Origin of the sequence: Cloacibacterium sp. (genome assembly GCF_047601505.1) — a bacterium.
Taxonomy (GTDB): Bacteria; Bacteroidota; Bacteroidia; order Flavobacteriales; family Weeksellaceae; genus Cloacibacterium.
In genome coordinates this window covers 1,279,214-1,296,152 of the sequence record NZ_JASGJD010000001.1, presented here as the reverse complement: position 1 = coordinate 1,296,152, position 16,939 = coordinate 1,279,214, and the positions used below count along the sequence as shown (strand labels likewise).

Sequence of the window (16,939 nt, the reverse complement as noted above, 5' to 3'; positions counted from 1 at the left end):
AATTTTACTTTCACAAAAACACAACAATAAGAAAATCAGCATATTATAAAATACATTTCACAATATTTTCTTCAAAAAAATGAACTTAAAACAAAAAAAACAGCAAATTAATATGAATAATTTACTATTTTTCTTATTTCGAGACATATAAAATAACATCACCTACCTCTTCTATATTCTCCATAACCCACCAAACCATCATAATTTTTACCGAATGCTTGGTAATATATAAAAGCTTGATATAGATTCTCGGTTTGCCAAAAACTTCCGTTAATTTCTCCAAAATTCAAATTACCAGAACCATCTTTTGTAGCAATAATGTAATTGTAAAAACCTTGCTTCAGATAAATTTTGGCAATATATTTTTTGGCATTTTCATCATAAATCATTTTATTCTCATCTGATGGATTAAAATCGTTAAAAGCTCCTAAAACAAAGAGTTCTTTATCTATTTTTTCTGAATCTACAGAAAAATAAACCCAAGAATAATCTCCTTCTGTGTCTGCATTTCTCTCAATTCCTAAATCGTTTCTTCTAAAATAGAAAGCGCCATTTACGTCTGGTTGATATTGATAATTAAGCGGATATGCCCATACCGAATGCAAATAAGTATGATTACCTTCTTGATTGTTCAAAACACTTGCTACCGCATCAAATGGCTGATCTATAATTTTATTATCAAAATAATAAAACTCATTATTCCCTGGGAAAACCAAATCCAATTGCTGAAAAAGGATTTTATTTCCCATCAAAGAATTTGATTTCAAATTAAAAACTCCCATATTGAAATTATTATTCTGAATAACATTTAAGCTAATAGAATTGATATTTGCCAAAACATCTGCCTGATTAGAAACCACTGCCACTTCCACTCTTTGGTTAATATCAGGTCTTTTTGCATCTGCAAATCTGGAAATATTAACCCCTACAGAAGCACCATCTTCCACCACACAAAACCTCTTTTTAAACAAAGGTCTAGATGCAGAATCCAGAAAAACAATCAATTCATAATTACCAGAAAGTTTTGGTTGCATTTTATCATTCGGAAAGTTGAGTGTATAATGCGTATATCTTTGGTTGGTATTGAATGAATATTGATAATTTTGTATCAAACCATTCAAATTTCCTTTGGCAAATTCTGTAAAAAACAAACCGTCATCTTGCCAATTTCTATCCAAATGTTTTATGGTATATTTATAAACCGTACTGCTATTATTCAAATCATCAAAATTTAAAATGAGCTGTTCGCCAAATTTTATAACCGGAGTTTCGTCATTGGTTTGAGGATTAAAAAGTTGCACTCCGCTAATTATCTGAGCAGAAAACAAAATTGGTAAAAGCAATAAAAAGAATTTTAGATGTTTCATATTACGAAGATAACGAAAATCGAACCAAAATATTGAAATGTAAGAGAACGAAAATTCCTAAATTTGAAAATTAAAAATCCACTATGCTCAATATTCAAATTTTTCCTTTCAACCCATTCTCCGAAAACACTTACATAATCTATAACGACAACAAAACTGGTTACATTATAGACCCCGGAAATTGGAACGACAGAGAAACCGAAACTTTACAAAAATTTATAGAAAAAAAAGAAATCACCATTAAAAATATTTTACTTACTCATGCTCACATAGACCATGTTTTGGGCTTGCAGTGGGCTTTTGACACTTACAAAGTTCCCGTAAAAATGCACAAAGAAGACCAAGAAATACTCGATAGAAACCCTATGTCTGCAAGAAATTATGGCTTTGAATTTATTCCTTTTAAAGGTGACATTGAGTTTTTAAATGATGGAGATTCTGTATTTTTAGACGAAGATGAACTGAAAATTCTGTTTGTACCAGGACATTCGCCGGGAAGTATTGCTTTCTACAACGAAAATCAAAAATTTGTAATTTCAGGAGATGCACTTTTCCAAGGAAGTATTGGCAGAACAGATTTGTATAGAGGTAATCATTCTCAACTTTTAGAAAGTATTAAAAATAAACTTTTCACACTTCCCGAAGAAACAGAAGTTTACAGCGGACACGGAAAACCTACCCAAATTGGTTTCGAAAAAAATAATAATCCTTTTTTCTAAAAAACATAAAAAAAGAGCCATTTTATTTGGCTCTTTTCTATTTTTTAAGATGAAAAATTACTCTTTCCATTTGATATTGCAACCAATACTTGGTTTCTGAATTTCTTCTTGTGGATTTCCAGATAATAAATTTTCAAAAGCGATAATTAAATCTTCGCCTGTAATTTCTTTTTGATTTCCAGGTCTAGAATCATCCATTTGACCTCTGTAGATTAAATCTAATTTATCATCGAAGAAATAAAAATCTGGCGTACAAGCCGCATCATAAGCTTTAGCAACTGCTTGGCTTTCGTCATACAGATAAGGAAAGTCAAATTTTCTTTCAATTTGAAATTCTATCATTTTTTCTGGAGAATCTGCAGGATATTTTTCTACATCGTTAGCCGAAATTGCGATAAATTCTATTCCTTTTTCGTTGTAATCTTCGTAAAGTTCTGTAAGTTTATCAATTACATGCAATACAAACGGACAGTGATTGCACATAAAAATCACCAAGGTTCCTTTTTCGCCTTTCAAATCTTCTAAAGATTGAATTTCATTGCTTTTAGAAGGATTCGGAAGTTCAAAAAAAGGTGCTTTAGTACCTAAATCAAGCATATTAGAAGGTGTATTTGCCATAATTTTATTTGATAAATGTTTGTTGATAATTTATTAAGGCAAAAATACAAAATTTAAAAACTACATTTGTCTTTAAAAATTTTAAAGTTTTCTTAAAGTAAAATTAAATTTTAATCGTCTTACGAAATATGGAGACGATTTCTACAGCTTCTATGACTCAAGAGAGAAACTTTTCAATAGCGGAAACAGTTCAGCAATTTGGTAAAAAATTGTTCGGATTTATTCGTGGAAAAGTAAAAACAACAGAAGAAGCTGAAGACATTCTTCAAGATGTTTGGTATCAATTTAGCAGATTAAGTAATCTAGACGAACTAGAAAACGTGAGCGCTTGGCTTTATAGAGTGGCTCAAAACAGAGTAACAGACAATTACCGGAAAAAGAAAACCGAAAACCTAGAAGATTTTACGTATGAAAATGATGAAAACGAAATCTCTTTTAAAGAAATTTTGCTTTTAGACGAAAACGCAAGTCCAGAATTGGCAATGTTTAAAGAAGAATTTTGGAATCAACTGATGAATGCTTTGGAAGCTTTGCCCGAAAGCCAAAGAGAAGTTTTTCTTCTGAATGAGATAGAAGATTTCACACTTCAGGAAATTGCAGACCAAAAAGGAGAAAACCTCAAAACCATTATTAGCAGAAAAGGATACGCTGTAAAACATCTTAGAAAAAAACTTCATAACTTATACAAAGAAATTAATTTTTAACACTATGAACACACAACATAAAAAAGGAAAATTTTTGATAGCACTGCTTTTTATTTCAGCCCTATTTCTATTGCCTTACATCGTAATGCTGCTTTGGAATGGTATTTTACCTGAAATAATTGGTGTAAAAAACATCACTTATTGGCAAGCTGTTGGAATTTTTATTCTGTGCAAACTGCTTTTTGGAGGCTTCAAAAGAGGTGGAAATCATCATCATAAAAAGCACCAAATGATGAAAAAACATTTCAAAAACTGTTGCAACAATAACGATAACAAATCTTCTATGAAAGAAGCTCTTAGAGATAAATTTATGAATATGAGTGATGAAGAACGAGAAAATTTCAGACAAAAATGGAAAGACAGATTTAGAGGAAGATGCTAAATTATATGGTTAATAAGAACGGACTTTTGTCCGTTTTTTTTATGCCTAAAAACGAATTTATAATTTCTAAAACAAAATACGTTTTTTTTGACAATTTATTAAAGTAAAAAAATTAATTATTCGTCATAATAAATGTAAGGCAGTTGAAAAAAAATATAAAATATTTTAAAGTAAAAAACTCAACTAATCGTCTTACTATAAAAAGAAACAACAACAAATAACATTTTAAAATTATGAAAAATTTTTGGAAAGTAGCATTAGCTACTGTAGCAGTAATTAGCATTGCGAAATTAGCAAAAAGACATTGCGAAAAAGATGGAAAATGTAAAAATTTCAAACAAAAAAGAATGTCTTTTTTAGACAAAGTGAGAAACATGAGTGACGAAGAATTCTCAAAATTCAAAGAAGATTTTCAAAATGGAGATTTCAGAAAACACTGGAGACAACGTACACCAGAATCCAATTCATAAATATCATACATTCAACAACTAATCACTAGAAAGCACCGAAATTTCGGTGCTTTTGTTATATGTTTTTAAAAATTTCTTCTAAATCTTCCTCAGAATAATCATAATTGAGCCAAGTAACATTTTCAACTTTTTTGTTCCAAGTTTCTTGGCGTTTTGCATAACGGCGAGAATTTTTCTTAATTTCTTCAATTGCAAAATCTAAATCCCAAGTTCCGTCTAAATATTTAAAAATTTCGGTGTAACCTACCGTTTGAAGTGGCACCAAATCTTTGTATTGAACTAATGTCTTAACCTCCTCTAGCAAACCTTGTTCTAGCATTTTATCAACTCTGAGATTAATTCTTTCGTACATTATTTCTCTTGGTGCTTTAATGCCAATTCTATGAACTTGAAAACTCCGTTTTTTAGTAGGTTCGGCGGTAAGTTCAGAAAATTTACTACCTGTTTGCCAAATTACATCAATCGCTCTAAGTAATCTTCTTGGATTTTCTTTGTGCACGATATTGAAATATTCTTCGTCTAAATTTTTAAGAATTTCCTGAAGTTTTTCTAACCCTTCTTCTTTCCAGATTTTTTCTAATTTTTGTTGATTTTCTACATTAGCTGTTGGCAAATCATTAAGACCTTCGGCTACTGCTTTTTCGTACATCATGCTACCTCCAACCAAAACTACTGTATCTTTTTCTTGAAAAAGCTCTTCAATTTTCTTTAAAGCATCTTCTTCGTATTGCCCTATTGAATAATAATCTGCAACCGAAAGATTACCCACAAAATGATGCTTCACCGCTTCTAACTCTTCTTTTGAAGGCATTGCTGTTCCTATTTTCATTTCTTTAAAAAACTGTCTGGAATCGCAAGAAATAATTTCTGTATCAAAATGTTTTGCAACTTCGATGGCAAGCTTTGTTTTGCCAATTCCCGTAGAGCCGATAATGGAAATGAGGGTTTTCAATTTATTGTTTGATGTTTGACGTTTGATGATGGATGTTATTTTAATTATGATTAAAAATTTCGCAAGAAACTTCCCGCATCTAACATCCTACAAATTAAAATGCAAAAATAATGGAAATTTCTAAATATAACGGTAAAGTGAACTCGCACCGACGGAAGCGGAGCTCTTTTTATGATTTTTCTGGATACCCTTTTTGCGTTTATGCGGATAGAAAATTTACGCAGAAAGGGTTTTGTTGTGGTTAAAATCATAAAAAAGCGAGAGCTGTAGGCGGACTGAAAGTGAATATCTGTTGAAAAATAATGCGCAAAAAAAAATCGCTTCAAACAATAAAGAATGAAACGACTTATAAAAAACACAAATGAAAATCTTATTCAATAATTTCAGCGTCTATCACTTCATTTTCGCTTACTTTAATTTTTTGCTCGTTTTCCCAAGCGATAAATTTGTCTAACTCCTTCATAATAAAAGGAATTGTGAGCGCCAGAAGTCCAAAATCGTCTAAAGCGCCAACCACAGGAATCCAATCTGGGATAATATCTAACGGTGAAAGAATATAAATTATTGTGATTGATGGAATTAAAATTGATTTTACATCCATTTTATAATCACCTTTTTTTGCAGCTTTTACCATTCGGATAAGATGTGGTACTTTGGCAAACAATCCGTTTCTTCCAAATGCCTTAAAAAGCACAAGAATTTTTTTCATCTTTTATATTAATATTTTGTACTTGGTTATTGTTTAATCATCAAAATATTTGCCAAAGTTTTTGACGATTAAAAACACAGCTTTTATTTAGAAACTGTATCTATAAATTGATGAATAGAATCTGAATTCCAGTCGCTTGCATATTCTTCTTTTTTTAGAATTCTGCCATTTTTTCCTAAAATATAAGTAGTAGGAAAAGATTTGGGAAGCATTTTTTCGGCAATAGGAGTTTTAGCCAAATAAACTGGTGTTGTATATTTATTTTCTGCTAAAAATTTTCTTACGCTTGCTTCTTGGTCTTGCATGGCGATAAGTACAAACTGTACTTTATCTTTTTTAGAATCGTATAATTTTTGGATGCTTGGAAATTCTGCTCTACAAGGCGGACACCAAGTTCCCCAAAAATTTAAGAAAACAACTTTATCTTTGAAATCTGCCAAATTAGCATCTGGAACATTCACGCCTTTTAATTGAAGATTCATTTCTTCTGGTGTAAATGTAACTTCGTTTTCAACTTTTTTCAAAGAAGCACTACTGGTAATCTGTTCTTTAACAAAATTTCTTAAATCTGGCACCGATAAAAAAACAACTAATAAAGCTGCTAACAATAAAAAGAACCAGTTTTTTTTAAAAAAATTCATTTTTTTGATGTGTTGATTTGATATTTTTTTTGAAACCAAAATTTTTCGTCCCTTCCGAAAGAGGAAAACTCTTCTAACTAAAGTAGTTCTAGCAATTCTTCAATTGCATCTTTACCACGATTTTTGGCATAATACACTTGCAAATCGTTATAAAATTCTTCTCGAGGATAAGTTTCTGGATTTTCTTTGAATTTTTTCAACAAATCATTCCCGAATTGTGGTCTTGGTCCCCAAACATTTTTGACTTCAAAATTTTCGTTTAAAATTAAAATTTTAGGAATAGATTGAGTTCCGTTGGTTAAGAATTGTTCAATAAGAGAATGGTCTGAATCTTTCAAAAAGATTTTCACTTCTACATTTGCTGCTTCAAAAAACTTTGTAACCGCAGGAACAGTTGCGCTAGCATCTCCACACCAAGGTTCCGAAATAATGAGAATTTTCCCAGTAAAATTTTTAGATTTCAAAACATTCAATTGTTCTTCGTCTATTTTGAAGGTTTTAAGCGTTCTATTCATTCTTTGAAGTCCGAGTTCATAATATTCGTTATGGTCGTCTTCTGGATTTTGAACTTCAATTCTGCGTTCTGTTTCTTTTATGTATTCATCAAAAGTGATGGAATTTTGCCAATATTTATTCATATTTTTTTGATTTAAATTCTACGAATCTTATTCATCAAAAATAAGTCCGCCAAAACAAAAGCTGCCAAATTTTCCACCACAGGAACAGCTCTTGGCAACACGCAAGGATCGTGTCTTCCTTTTCCCTCAACAATGATAGGATTTCCGTATTTATCAAAACTTTCTTGAGGTCTTAAAATAGTCGCAATTGGTTTAAAAGCCACTCGGAAATAAATATCCATTCCGTTAGAAATTCCACCTTGAATACCGCCTGAAAGATTTGTTTTTGTAGTAAAATCCTCGTTGAAAAGGTCGTTGTGTTCTTTACCCGTCATTTTTGCACCACAAAAACCACTTCCATACTCAAAACCTTTTGCAGCGTTGATATTCATCATTGCTTTTCCCAATTCTGCTTGTAATTTCAGGAAAATGGGTTCACCAATTCCGATAGGTAGATTTTTAATGACACAAGTTATAGTTCCGCCAATGGTGTTGCCTTCTTTTTTAATTTCTTTAATTCTGGCAATCATTTTTTCGGCAGTTTCTGCATCCGGACAACGAACATCATTATCATCAATTTTAGAAAAATCTAAATCTTGGTAAGGTTTTTCGCAGAAAATTTCTCCTACCGAAGAAACGTAAGCATTAATTTCTACATTTTTTGGCAAAATATGTTTCGCCAAAGCTCCTGCTGCAACCCAATTGATGGTTTCGCGAGCCGAAGATTTTCCGCCACCTCTATGGTCACGAATTCCAAATTTTTGGTCGTACGTGAAATCTGCGTGAGAAGGTCTGTAATTATCTTTAATATGGTCGTAATCTTTAGATTTTTGATTTTCGTTATAAATTACAAAACCAATGGGTGTACCAGTAGATTTTCCTTCGAAAGTTCCGGAAAGAAATTGCACAGTATCACTCTCTTTTCTCTGAGTAACAATAGCACTTTGCCCAGGTTTTCTACGGTCTAACTGATGTTGAATCTCTTCAAAATTGAGTTCAATTCCGGCAGGAAAATTGGTAACAATTCCGCCATAAGCAATTCCGTGACTTTCGCCAAAGGTAGAAAGTGTAAGAAAATTTCCTAAATTATTCATAAAAGCAAAGGTAATGAGATAATGTGAAAATTAGGTAATGTGTTAACGCTTTTTCTCTAAAGAAGAAATTATTATTTTCAATTTTTCCTTTTCATCTTTAGAAAGTTTCTTCCAAGTGAAACCATCTTTTAGATTTTCTGTAATTTTTTGAGGAAAAATGCCTGCTTCAAAATATTTTTTTACAGCATCTGGCGAAAGTGCAGGTTGAGGCGTATCAAAACATAAATCGTAATTAGGAACATTGAAATCTAAATTCCCTATTTTAAAAGTTTTGTAAGAATTTAGCTCAAAATAAGCTGGTTTATAAAATTGAGTTTTGACAAATCCCTGCATATAATAACCTAGTTTAAATGAGGAAACTTTAGATTGTAAAATTTGAGGAAAACTCATCAAAAACAAAATAATCACAGCTCCAAAACTAAAATTAAACAATGCTAATTTCTCTTTTACTCTATCATTAAAAACGATTAAAAATACAACAAAAAACACATCAATAAAAAATCTATATTGCGCCGAAAAAACGAGCACTAAAAAGCTTTTCAGAAGAATTGAAGCAAATAAAATGGTCGTTAACTTATCTCTCTTTTTAAACGTGAAAAAACCAAAGAAAATTAGCGATAAAACAAATAGAATGTGAATGTATTTTTTGTAAGAATGTAAAGTAAACCAATTGAAAATATAATCCCAAAAAGTGAATTTTTGAATTTCAGAAATTGAATATTGCAAATCATACGTTTTAGCAATTGCAACTTCGGAAGAATATTTCAAAATTTCTGAATTTGGCAACCAAGAAACGCCAAAATTACCAATCTGAACTGGAAAAAATGGATAACCAAACAACCAAATATTCTTGAAAATGTAAATCAACCCAACTAAAATTCCAAGCCATAGAAATTTAAGATTTTCTCTCTTGAAAAAGTACAGAAAAACAAACATTGGAAGCCAAATCATGGTTGGTTTTATGGTAAAAACAAAAACGGAAAAAGCAAAAAGCAACTTGAAATTTCGGTTTCCTTTGATGATTTCATTTAAAATAATTAAAGACAATACAATTGCTGGTAAATCTGGACTCGGAGATTGCAAAAACAATAAAAAAACTGGCGAAATAAAAAGTAAAATCCACATTTTTTTTTCAAATATATAAATGAAAAATGCGATTAAAAAAACGACATTAATTCTTAAAAACACATCCGAAACATTTGAAAAACCTGCCTGAAAAACATGCCAAACCGACATTTGAGCATAGATTAAATTAAGATTTGCCAAGCCTTTTGTTAAGCCAAATTCCGAAAGCCAATTGATACTTGGAACGTAATATCCAAAATGGTCTAAAATAAAAGGATAATAACTTCCTGAAAATATGACAATTATTAATAACAAAGACAACTTAAAGACTTCGTTTTTAGAAAAATTTTTAAGACTTCTGTAAATTTTAAAATAGAAAAACGCCAAAAATCCAATTATTAAACTTACACTTTCTACCCAAATATTCAGCGGAATAAAAAACACCAATATTTGCCACAACATTGCCAAAGAAAAAATTCCCGAAAAAATTTTTGCCGAAAAAGTAGACCTCATTTCACCAAAAATTTTTTGGAAAATTTCTCCGAAACCTGCTAAAACAGGTAAAATTATAATTATAGAAAGTAAAATATACAGCATAAAAAAGATTGCTTAAAAATAAGCAATCTTTTAAATATATTTTAAATTATCCTTAATTATTGTACTCTTCCATCCTTTTTATCTTGAGTTCTACCAATGGTATAACCTGTAGCTCCACCCAAAATTCCGCCAATTACAGCACCTGCTCCTCTATTTTTTTTGCTAATAATTGCACCAGCAGCAGCTCCTCCTACAGTACCAATTATAGTACCTTTTGCGGCTTTACTCATTCCTGTTTTCTGAGTTGTAGCCTGCGAAGATGTAGAATTGCTTACATTGCTGCCATAAGAATTACGGTAAACCGTTCTGTCTTTATAAACTGTATTGGTTTTAGCCGTTGCTAATTTTTGTTTTTCAGTTTCTACTTTTGCTAAACTATCTTCTTTCTGTTTGGTCTCGTAAGCTATTTTTTCTTTTTCGAGTTCTAACTTTTGTTTTTCGAGTAGAATTTGTTGTTTCTGAACTTGTAATTTTTGTTGTTCTATTTTATTTACCGTTGCCTGATTGTCTGATTTTTCACAAGCCGTTATCACAAAAAGAGATAAAGCGGTTGCCAATATAACATTTTTCATAACTATAGATTTTAAATTACTAACATTTTAAAATCAAAAATCACAAAAATGAAACCAAAAAAAGATTTTGTGGGAATTTTATAATAAAAACAAAAAATCAAGCAAAAATTTGCTTGATTTTTAAGAGGTACCTAGCGGATTCGAACCGCTGTAGATGGTGTTGCAGACCACTGCCTAGCCGCTCGGCCAAAGTACCATTTGTTTCGGAGTGCAAATATAGGGATTTTTTAGATTTTTAAAAAATTTAAACCTAAATTTTTACAATTTTATTCTTTTCCAATATTTTCGAGCTCATTTTCCATTCTCATAGCATTTTCAAAATCACTGATTTTCACGACTCTAGTATCAGACCAAGAGTCGTGCCAACCGTTTTCTCCGAAAAAAGATAAAGCATCAAAAGGAATTAATCTGGATAAGGTTCTTTTTAAAACTTGAGATGAATTTGGTATTTCACCAAAAATTGTCACAACTTTTGTACCTGTTATATATTTCCCAACTGTTCTTCCTTTTAGTAATGATTCACTAATGTAATAATAAATGAGTTCTACCGAATAAATTGTCAGATAAAATGTAATTCCTCTTTGAAAAAAATTCATTAAAAAACCAATTAATAAATCAGACTCTGTAACTCTTGCAATAAAAGAAAATAGATAAAGGAATATGATTAATAAAACATAAAAGCATATTAAATCTACAATTCTGTTCACAAATCTTAATCCTAAAGAAGCCTTGTTTCTTTCTACAATTTGAATTCTGTTCATTGGTTATTAGTTATTTAGTTTATTTTTTGAAATTTTTCTTTAATTCTACACTTACACCATCCATTTCCCCTTGCATTGGCGGTTTTGTTTTGGTCATTTTGATTTTAATTGAAGAAATTTCAGAGAATTTTTCTCCGATTTTATCAATAATTCTACCTGCAACGTGTTCTAACAACTCTGAAGGTATTTTCATTTCTTCGTGAATTATCTCGTTGATTTCGGCGTAATTAATGGTATCATCAAGATGGTCTGTTTTGGCTGCTTTCCAAAGGTCTGCTTTTATTTCAACATTTAAAATATAATACGTTCCTAAGATTTTTTCTTCGGGCAAAACTCCATGATAGGCATAAATTTTAATATTTTCAAGTATAATTTTTGAGGTCATTTTAGACAATTTTTTTTAAATTTTTCTAGTTTAAGTTTTTAACAAAAATAAAAAAAACGGACTAAAAATCCGTTTTAAATAAGTATTATTTTTTCAACAAAAACTCTTTCAGTTCTTCATATTGAGGATTAATTTCTGTGGTAAATTTTTCCTGCGTCATCAATTCTTCTAATGATTTTGGGATTTCTACTGATTTTCCAGTTGCTTTTTCTACAGAATCTGGAAATTTCACAGGATGTGCCGTTTCTAAGAAAAATCCTTTCCCTCCGTTTTCTGCTAAATATTTTTCTAAAGCTACAAATGCTACTGCTCCGTGAGGATCTAGAACATAACCATAATCTTTTTCTACTCTTTCGATGGTTTTAAGCGTTTCTTCGTCATCAATGGTATAACCCGAAAGTTTGTTTTTAACTTGATTAAATTCTTTGTCAAATAATTCTAAAATTCTCACAAAATTACTTGGGTCACCAACATCCATTGCGTTGGAAATGGTAGCAACAGTTTCTTTTGGCTTTAGAATTTCAGTTCTAAGATATTCTGGAACCACATCATTTACATTACAAGCCGCAATAAAATGCTCAACAGGCAAACCACGATGATGCGCCAAAATTCCAGCACAAATATTCCCAAAATTACCACTCGGAACGCAGATTACTGGGTTTTCTGAATTGTCTTTCAACCATTGTTTCAAAGCCAAAACATAATAAATTTGTTGAGGCAACCAACGAGCTACATTAATAGAATTAGCCGAAGTTAAAAGTAATTTTTCGGTTAAACTATCATCAGAAAACGCTTGTTTTACCAGAGCCTGACAATCATCAAAACTTCCATTTACTTCCAAAGCATGAATATTTTTTCCAAGAGCTGTCAATTGCTTTTCCTGAACTGGACTTACTCTATTTTTTGGATATAAAATCACGACTTCTATTCCTTCTACATCATAAAAACCATTGGCTACAGCTCCTCCAGTATCGCCTGAAGTGGCAACCAAAACCGTAACTTTTCGGGTTTCATTTTTTAGGAAATAACCGAGACAACGGCTCATAAATCTTGCGCCAACATCCTTAAAAGCCAAAGTTGGACCGTGAAAAAGTTCTAAAACCGAAATATTTTCTGTTACTTTTTTCAGAGGAATTTCAAAAGCGATGGTTTCTGCAACAATTTTTCTAAGTTCAGCTTCTGGAATTTCGTCTCCCGCAAAATCCTTCATCACTTGAAATGCAATTTCTTCGTTAGAAAGATTGGGTAAATTTTGTAAAAATTCATTACTAAATTTTGAAATATCTTCCGGAAAAAACAAACCTTTATCTTTCCCTTGTCCTTTTATCGTCGCTTCTTTGAAATTAAGCTGTTCTTCTTTATGTTTTAAATTGTAAAAATTCATTTTTTTTAAATTAGGATTTCGGTCTTTCAGACCTCATTATTTTTCTTCATTTATTTCCAAGCTTGCACTTGGTTGTTGATTTTCGGTCCTTCAGACCTTACAAATTAGATTTTTATTTCAATCAATTAAGCCAAAATTTCTTCGGACTTCGGACTTCGGACTTCTGTCTTTAGACTATTCTTATTCCTTGGTCATTGATTTTAGAAACGTAAACAAAGTTTTCGATACCGATTTCGTTGTAGATTTTCTGCATATTTTCTGCAACTTTATCAGCAATTTCTTTGGTTTCGCTCATCATAAAAATCGAAGGTCCAGAACCCGAAATTCCACCACCCAAAGCTCCTAACTCTATACTTTTTTGTTTTACCTCATCAAATTTAGGAATTAAAATACTGCGAACCGGCTCAATTAAAACATCCTCTAAACTTCTGGAAATCAATTTATTGTCGTTTTTTAAAATTCCCGCTACCAAACCCGCAACATTTCCCCATTGTTTCACTGCATTTTTCAATTGAACATTTTTTTTGAGAATTTGTCTGGCATCAGAAGTTTTTACCTCAACCTGAGGATGCACCGCTGTAACGTACAAATCAGGCGAAGAAAGCGGAATAATATCAATAGGTTCTGAAGATTTTACCAGTGTAATTCCACCGAAAAGACAAGGCGCAATATTATCTGCGTGTCTAGAACCAGAAGCCAATTCCTCCCCAAACATTGCAAAATGCACCAATTCTTCATTAGAAAAAACGTTTCCTAACAATTCATTTGCTCCGAAAGCAGCTCCTGCCGCACTTGCAGCACTAGAACCTAAACCACTTCCTGGTTTTATTTTTTTGTTGATGGTAACCTCAAAACCAATATTTTGATTTTCTAATTTTTCTAAAATCTTCTGCAAAACAACTCCTGCTACATTTTTTGAGGGTTCAGTTGGCAGATTGAATTCGTCTTGATGATTAATAATTACTTTTCTCTCGTTAAGCAATTTGAATTCCATTTCATCGAAAGGTTCATTTACCGCCATTCCGAGAATATCAAAACCGCAAACCAAATTGGCAACTGTTCCCGGAACTTGTAATTTCATATTTTTCATTTAATTTAAACGCAAAGTGCGCAAAGATTTTTTAATTTAAACCGAACGAACAATATCAGCAAAAACTCCACTTGCAGTAACTTCTGCTCCTGCGCCAGCTCCTTTTACCACTAATGGTTGCTCAGAATACCTTAACGTTTTAAAAATCACGATATTATCTTTCCCGTACAAGTGATACAAATCGCTTTCTGGTGATATTTTTTGCAATCCTACTTTTGCTTTTCCATCTTTAAAATCAGCAACATATTTCAAGATTTTACCTTCAGATTTAGCTTCTTCTAATAATTTTCTGAAATGTTCTTCATATTCCGTCATAGATTGGTAGAAATCTTCCACACTTCCTTCCATACATTTTGCAGGCAAGAACGCTTCGTTTTCTATTTCATCAAATTGTAACTGATAACCCGCTTCACGTGCTAAAATCAAAATTTTACGCGCAACGTCTGTTCCTGCTAAATCTAATCTTGGGTCTGGTTCTGTAAAACCTTCTTTTTGAGCTTGTCTTACGACTTCAGAGAATGTTTTGCTTCCGTCATAATTATTGAAAACAAAATTCAAAGTTCCACTCAAAACCGCTTGAATAGAAGTAATTTTATCACCACTTCTCATCAAATCATTAATCGTTCCGATAATTGGCAAACCTGCACCTACATTGGTTTCGAAGAAGAAATTACAGTTATGATTTTTTGCAGAATTTTTTAAATTTTTATAATTTTCGTAGTTTGACGAAGCAGCAATTTTATTACAAGCTACTACACTTACGCTTTTTTTCAATAAATCTTCATAGATATCAACCACTTTTGCATTAGCAGTAACATCTACAAAAATTGAATTTCTTAGATTTCGATTAACAATTTCCTCAGCAAATTTATGCGGAGTAGAAGCTTCGCCATTTTGAAGCGCTTCTTTGTAATCTTCTTCTTTAATTCCTTTATCATTAAAAACCATTTTGGTACTGTTCGTTAAACCAGCTACTCTAAGATTCATCAAAAGATTATCATTCAAATATTTGTTTTGAGAATAAATTTGTTGAATTAATTTAGAACCAACATTCCCAACACCACAAATGTAAAGGTGAACTTGTTTAATTTCTGATTCGAAAAACTCTTCATGAAGCACATTTACTGCTTTTTTGACATCTTTTTCTGAAATCACCACACTTATATTCTTCTCCGAAGAACCTTGAGCAATTGCTCTCACATTAACACCATTATTCCCTAAACCTCCAAAAAGTTTGGCACTTACGCCGCTTCTGCTCTTCATTTTTTCGCCAACTAAAGCAATAATTGCCAAAGAAGTTTCTACTTTTACAGGTTCTATTTTATTGAGACTAAGGTCGTCTTCGAAAGCTAAATTCAATGCTTTTTCAGCTTTTTTCACATCACCTTCGTTGATAGCAACTGTGATAGAATGCTCTGAAGAACTTTGAGTAATAAGAATTACATTTATTTTTTCTTGACTTAAACATTGAAACAATTTCGTTGAAACCCCAGGAATTCCAATCATTCCGCTACCTTCTAAAGTAAGAAGTGCAACTTTGCTTAAATTTGAAATTCCAACGGCAACGTCTTCATTATTTTCGACATTGGTATGAGAAATTAAAGTTCCGAAATCATCGGCTGCAAATGTATTTTTAATCCACAAATCGATATTTTTATCCATCACCGGCTGAATGGTTGGCGGATAGATAACTTTTGCACCAAAGTGCGACAATTCCATCGCTTCTTGGTAAGAAATTTTATGAATAATTTTTGCATTAGAAACCAATCTAGGATCTGCCGTCATCATTCCAGAAACGTCTGTCCAGATTTGTAATTCTTTAGCATTTACAGCTGCTGCAATAATAGAAGCCGTATAATCTGAACCACCACGTCCTAAAGTGGTAATATTACCATCAACATCCGAAGCGATGAAGCCCGGAGCAAGCGTAACTTGTTGTTTGTTTTCCTTAAAATAATTTTGAAAATTAGCATTTGTTTTTTCGAAATCTACCTTCGCATCAGTAAAATTGCTATTGGTTTTGATATAATTTCTAGAATCTAACCAAACGCAATCTAAACCATCAGATTTCAATTTAGCGGCAATAATATTTGATGATAAAAACTCACCATAAGACGTTATTTTATCTTTAATTCTAGGCGTAAATTCACCTAAAACGAATATTCCGTTGCAGATGTCTTCAATATCATTAAAATTTTTCTTCACAAAGCTCAACCAAGAACTCTGTTCTGCAATTGGCAGTAGATTTTTAACAAATTCTAAATGCTTTTCTTCTAGAGATTTAATGGTTTCGGTGTATTTTTCGTTTTTAGCAGAAGCCAATTCTGCTGCTGATATAAGACCATCTGTAACTCCAGACAAAGCGGAAACTACCACTACTGCTTTATTATCAGACGCTACGTTTTTAACTATTTTTTCTACTAAAAGTATATTTTGGGCGTTCGCCACAGAAGTTCCTCCAAATTTTAGGACTTTCATAATGTATTTTTTTAAGGAAATTTAAATAACTGATTGTTCTTGCTCTTCATCCAAGAGCAACATTGCGAATGTTGATATGTAATAATGAACCCCAATTACGGGGTAATAATTGTAGTTGTAATAATTGTAGAAATAATGCAAGAAGATGCTCCTGAAAAAGTGATTTCAGAAGTCATAAATTTTGATATGTTTTGAGAGTATCTCATCTTTTGCTAGACAAATGTAGAAATTTATTTTAAAAACAAAAAATTTTTTACGAAAAATATCATTAATTAATTGTAAACAATCAGAAAAATGCAATTAGACATAAAAAAAACGTTCAGAAAATCTCCGA

Annotated in this window: 18 protein-coding genes and 1 tRNA gene; 4 read left to right on the top strand and 15 right to left on the bottom strand. The window is 31.6% G+C overall.

The features are described from left to right. Positions 1-158 precede the first annotated feature (158 nt). On the bottom strand, positions 159-1,367 hold the full coding sequence (locus QM746_RS06105) for a type IX secretion system plug protein domain-containing protein (protein ID WP_414983406.1): 1,209 nt from the start codon (positions 1,365-1,367) through the stop codon (positions 159-161). A gap of 83 nt (positions 1,368-1,450) precedes the next feature. Here QM746_RS06105 and QM746_RS06100 point away from each other — a divergent pair, with 83 nt between their 5' ends. Continuing rightward, the gene (locus tag QM746_RS06100; RefSeq protein ID WP_414983405.1) at positions 1,451-2,086 is read left to right on the top strand and encodes an MBL fold metallo-hydrolase; all 636 of its coding nucleotides are present in this window, start codon (positions 1,451-1,453) and stop codon (positions 2,084-2,086) included. Between the two features lie 57 nt (positions 2,087-2,143). Here the strand turns inward: QM746_RS06100 and QM746_RS06095 are convergent, their stop codons facing one another. Further along, positions 2,144-2,704: a thioredoxin family protein gene (locus QM746_RS06095; protein ID WP_414983404.1), complete on the bottom strand. Its 561-nt coding sequence runs from the start codon at positions 2,702-2,704 to the stop codon at positions 2,144-2,146. Between the two features lie 128 nt (positions 2,705-2,832). On the opposite strand from QM746_RS06095, the gene QM746_RS06090 reads away from it, so the two are divergent. From QM746_RS06090 to QM746_RS06080, 3 genes are all read left to right on the top strand, one after another. Beyond that, complete coding sequence (locus QM746_RS06090) at positions 2,833-3,408, top strand: RNA polymerase sigma factor (RefSeq protein WP_414983403.1); 576 nt, start codon at positions 2,833-2,835, stop codon at positions 3,406-3,408. A gap of 4 nt (positions 3,409-3,412) precedes the next feature. Continuing rightward, the gene (locus tag QM746_RS06085; protein ID WP_414983402.1) at positions 3,413-3,790 is read left to right on the top strand and encodes a hypothetical protein; all 378 of its coding nucleotides are present in this window, start codon (positions 3,413-3,415) and stop codon (positions 3,788-3,790) included. 233 nt (positions 3,791-4,023) lie between these two features. Beyond that, positions 4,024-4,260 (top strand): hypothetical protein, encoded by a 237-nt coding sequence (locus tag QM746_RS06080; protein WP_414983401.1) that lies wholly within the window; start codon positions 4,024-4,026, stop codon positions 4,258-4,260. A gap of 55 nt (positions 4,261-4,315) precedes the next feature. Here the strand turns inward: QM746_RS06080 and miaA are convergent, their stop codons facing one another. From miaA to thrA, 13 genes are all read right to left on the bottom strand, one after another. Next, entirely contained in the window at positions 4,316-5,212 is an 897-nt protein-coding gene (gene miaA, locus QM746_RS06075) for a tRNA (adenosine(37)-N6)-dimethylallyltransferase MiaA (protein WP_414983400.1), read from the bottom strand. A gap of 370 nt (positions 5,213-5,582) precedes the next feature. After that, positions 5,583-5,921, bottom strand: a complete 339-nt coding sequence (locus QM746_RS06070; protein WP_414983399.1) for a YkvA family protein — start codon at positions 5,919-5,921, stop codon at positions 5,583-5,585. A gap of 83 nt (positions 5,922-6,004) precedes the next feature. Beyond that, positions 6,005-6,562 carry a TlpA family protein disulfide reductase gene (locus QM746_RS06065; protein WP_414983398.1) on the bottom strand — a complete coding sequence of 186 codons (558 nt, stop codon included), beginning with the start codon at positions 6,560-6,562 and terminating at the stop codon, positions 6,005-6,007. A gap of 77 nt (positions 6,563-6,639) precedes the next feature. Beyond that, entirely contained in the window at positions 6,640-7,200 is a 561-nt protein-coding gene (locus QM746_RS06060; protein WP_414983397.1) for a thioredoxin family protein, read from the bottom strand. 11 nt (positions 7,201-7,211) lie between these two features. Then, on the bottom strand, positions 7,212-8,273 hold the full coding sequence (gene aroC, locus QM746_RS06055; RefSeq protein WP_414983396.1) for a chorismate synthase: 1,062 nt from the start codon (positions 8,271-8,273) through the stop codon (positions 7,212-7,214). 42 nt (positions 8,274-8,315) lie between these two features. Beyond that, positions 8,316-9,935, bottom strand: coding sequence for an LIC_10190 family membrane protein (locus tag QM746_RS06050; protein ID WP_414983395.1), 1,620 nt, complete (start codon positions 9,933-9,935; stop codon positions 8,316-8,318). Positions 9,936-9,991: 56 nt separating this feature from the next. Continuing rightward, positions 9,992-10,507: a YMGG-like glycine zipper-containing protein gene (locus QM746_RS06045; protein WP_414983394.1), complete on the bottom strand. Its 516-nt coding sequence runs from the start codon at positions 10,505-10,507 to the stop codon at positions 9,992-9,994. A 125-nt stretch (positions 10,508-10,632) separates the two neighbouring features. Next, positions 10,633-10,703, bottom strand: a tRNA-Cys gene (locus QM746_RS06040). Between the two features lie 70 nt (positions 10,704-10,773). Continuing rightward, the gene (locus QM746_RS06035; RefSeq protein ID WP_414983393.1) at positions 10,774-11,268 is read right to left on the bottom strand and encodes an RDD family protein; all 495 of its coding nucleotides are present in this window, start codon (positions 11,266-11,268) and stop codon (positions 10,774-10,776) included. A 19-nt stretch (positions 11,269-11,287) separates the two neighbouring features. Next, a complete protein-coding gene (gene folB / locus QM746_RS06030; RefSeq protein ID WP_414983392.1) occupies positions 11,288-11,653 on the bottom strand; it encodes a dihydroneopterin aldolase in 366 nt (121 codons plus the stop codon). 85 nt (positions 11,654-11,738) lie between these two features. Further along, positions 11,739-13,037 (bottom strand): threonine synthase, encoded by a 1,299-nt coding sequence (thrC, locus tag QM746_RS06025; protein WP_414983391.1) that lies wholly within the window; start codon positions 13,035-13,037, stop codon positions 11,739-11,741. 169 nt (positions 13,038-13,206) lie between these two features. Beyond that, positions 13,207-14,118: a homoserine kinase gene (locus tag QM746_RS06020; RefSeq protein WP_414983390.1), complete on the bottom strand. Its 912-nt coding sequence runs from the start codon at positions 14,116-14,118 to the stop codon at positions 13,207-13,209. A gap of 45 nt (positions 14,119-14,163) precedes the next feature. Further along, entirely contained in the window at positions 14,164-16,605 is a 2,442-nt protein-coding gene (gene thrA / locus QM746_RS06015; RefSeq protein ID WP_414983389.1) for a bifunctional aspartate kinase/homoserine dehydrogenase I, read from the bottom strand. Between the last annotated feature and the right edge of the window lie 334 nt (positions 16,606-16,939).

Coding starts and splice junctions, on each gene's coding strand:
- QM746_RS06090 (WP_414983403.1), top strand. CDS start 2,833: ATGGAGACGATTTCTACAGCTTCTATGACTCAAGAGAGAAACTTTTCA.
- QM746_RS06085 (WP_414983402.1), top strand. CDS start 3,413: ATGAACACACAACATAAAAAAGGAAAATTTTTGATAGCACTGCTTTTT.
- thrA (WP_414983389.1), bottom strand. CDS start 16,605: ATGAAAGTCCTAAAATTTGGAGGAACTTCTGTGGCGAACGCCCAAAAT.
- aroC (WP_414983396.1), bottom strand. CDS start 8,273: ATGAATAATTTAGGAAATTTTCTTACACTTTCTACCTTTGGCGAAAGT.
- folB (WP_414983392.1), bottom strand. CDS start 11,653: ATGACCTCAAAAATTATACTTGAAAATATTAAAATTTATGCCTATCAT.
- QM746_RS06020 (WP_414983390.1), bottom strand. CDS start 14,118: ATGAAATTACAAGTTCCGGGAACAGTTGCCAATTTGGTTTGCGGTTTT.
- QM746_RS06105 (WP_414983406.1), bottom strand. CDS start 1,367: ATGAAACATCTAAAATTCTTTTTATTGCTTTTACCAATTTTGTTTTCT.
- QM746_RS06045 (WP_414983394.1), bottom strand. CDS start 10,507: ATGAAAAATGTTATATTGGCAACCGCTTTATCTCTTTTTGTGATAACG.
- QM746_RS06050 (WP_414983395.1), bottom strand. CDS start 9,935: ATGCTGTATATTTTACTTTCTATAATTATAATTTTACCTGTTTTAGCA.
- QM746_RS06065 (WP_414983398.1), bottom strand. CDS start 6,562: ATGAATTTTTTTAAAAAAAACTGGTTCTTTTTATTGTTAGCAGCTTTA.
- QM746_RS06070 (WP_414983399.1), bottom strand. CDS start 5,921: ATGAAAAAAATTCTTGTGCTTTTTAAGGCATTTGGAAGAAACGGATTG.
- QM746_RS06035 (WP_414983393.1), bottom strand. CDS start 11,268: ATGAACAGAATTCAAATTGTAGAAAGAAACAAGGCTTCTTTAGGATTA.
- QM746_RS06080 (WP_414983401.1), top strand. CDS start 4,024: ATGAAAAATTTTTGGAAAGTAGCATTAGCTACTGTAGCAGTAATTAGC.
- QM746_RS06060 (WP_414983397.1), bottom strand. CDS start 7,200: ATGAATAAATATTGGCAAAATTCCATCACTTTTGATGAATACATAAAA.
- QM746_RS06095 (WP_414983404.1), bottom strand. CDS start 2,704: ATGGCAAATACACCTTCTAATATGCTTGATTTAGGTACTAAAGCACCT.
- thrC (WP_414983391.1), bottom strand. CDS start 13,037: ATGAATTTTTACAATTTAAAACATAAAGAAGAACAGCTTAATTTCAAA.
- QM746_RS06100 (WP_414983405.1), top strand. CDS start 1,451: ATGCTCAATATTCAAATTTTTCCTTTCAACCCATTCTCCGAAAACACT.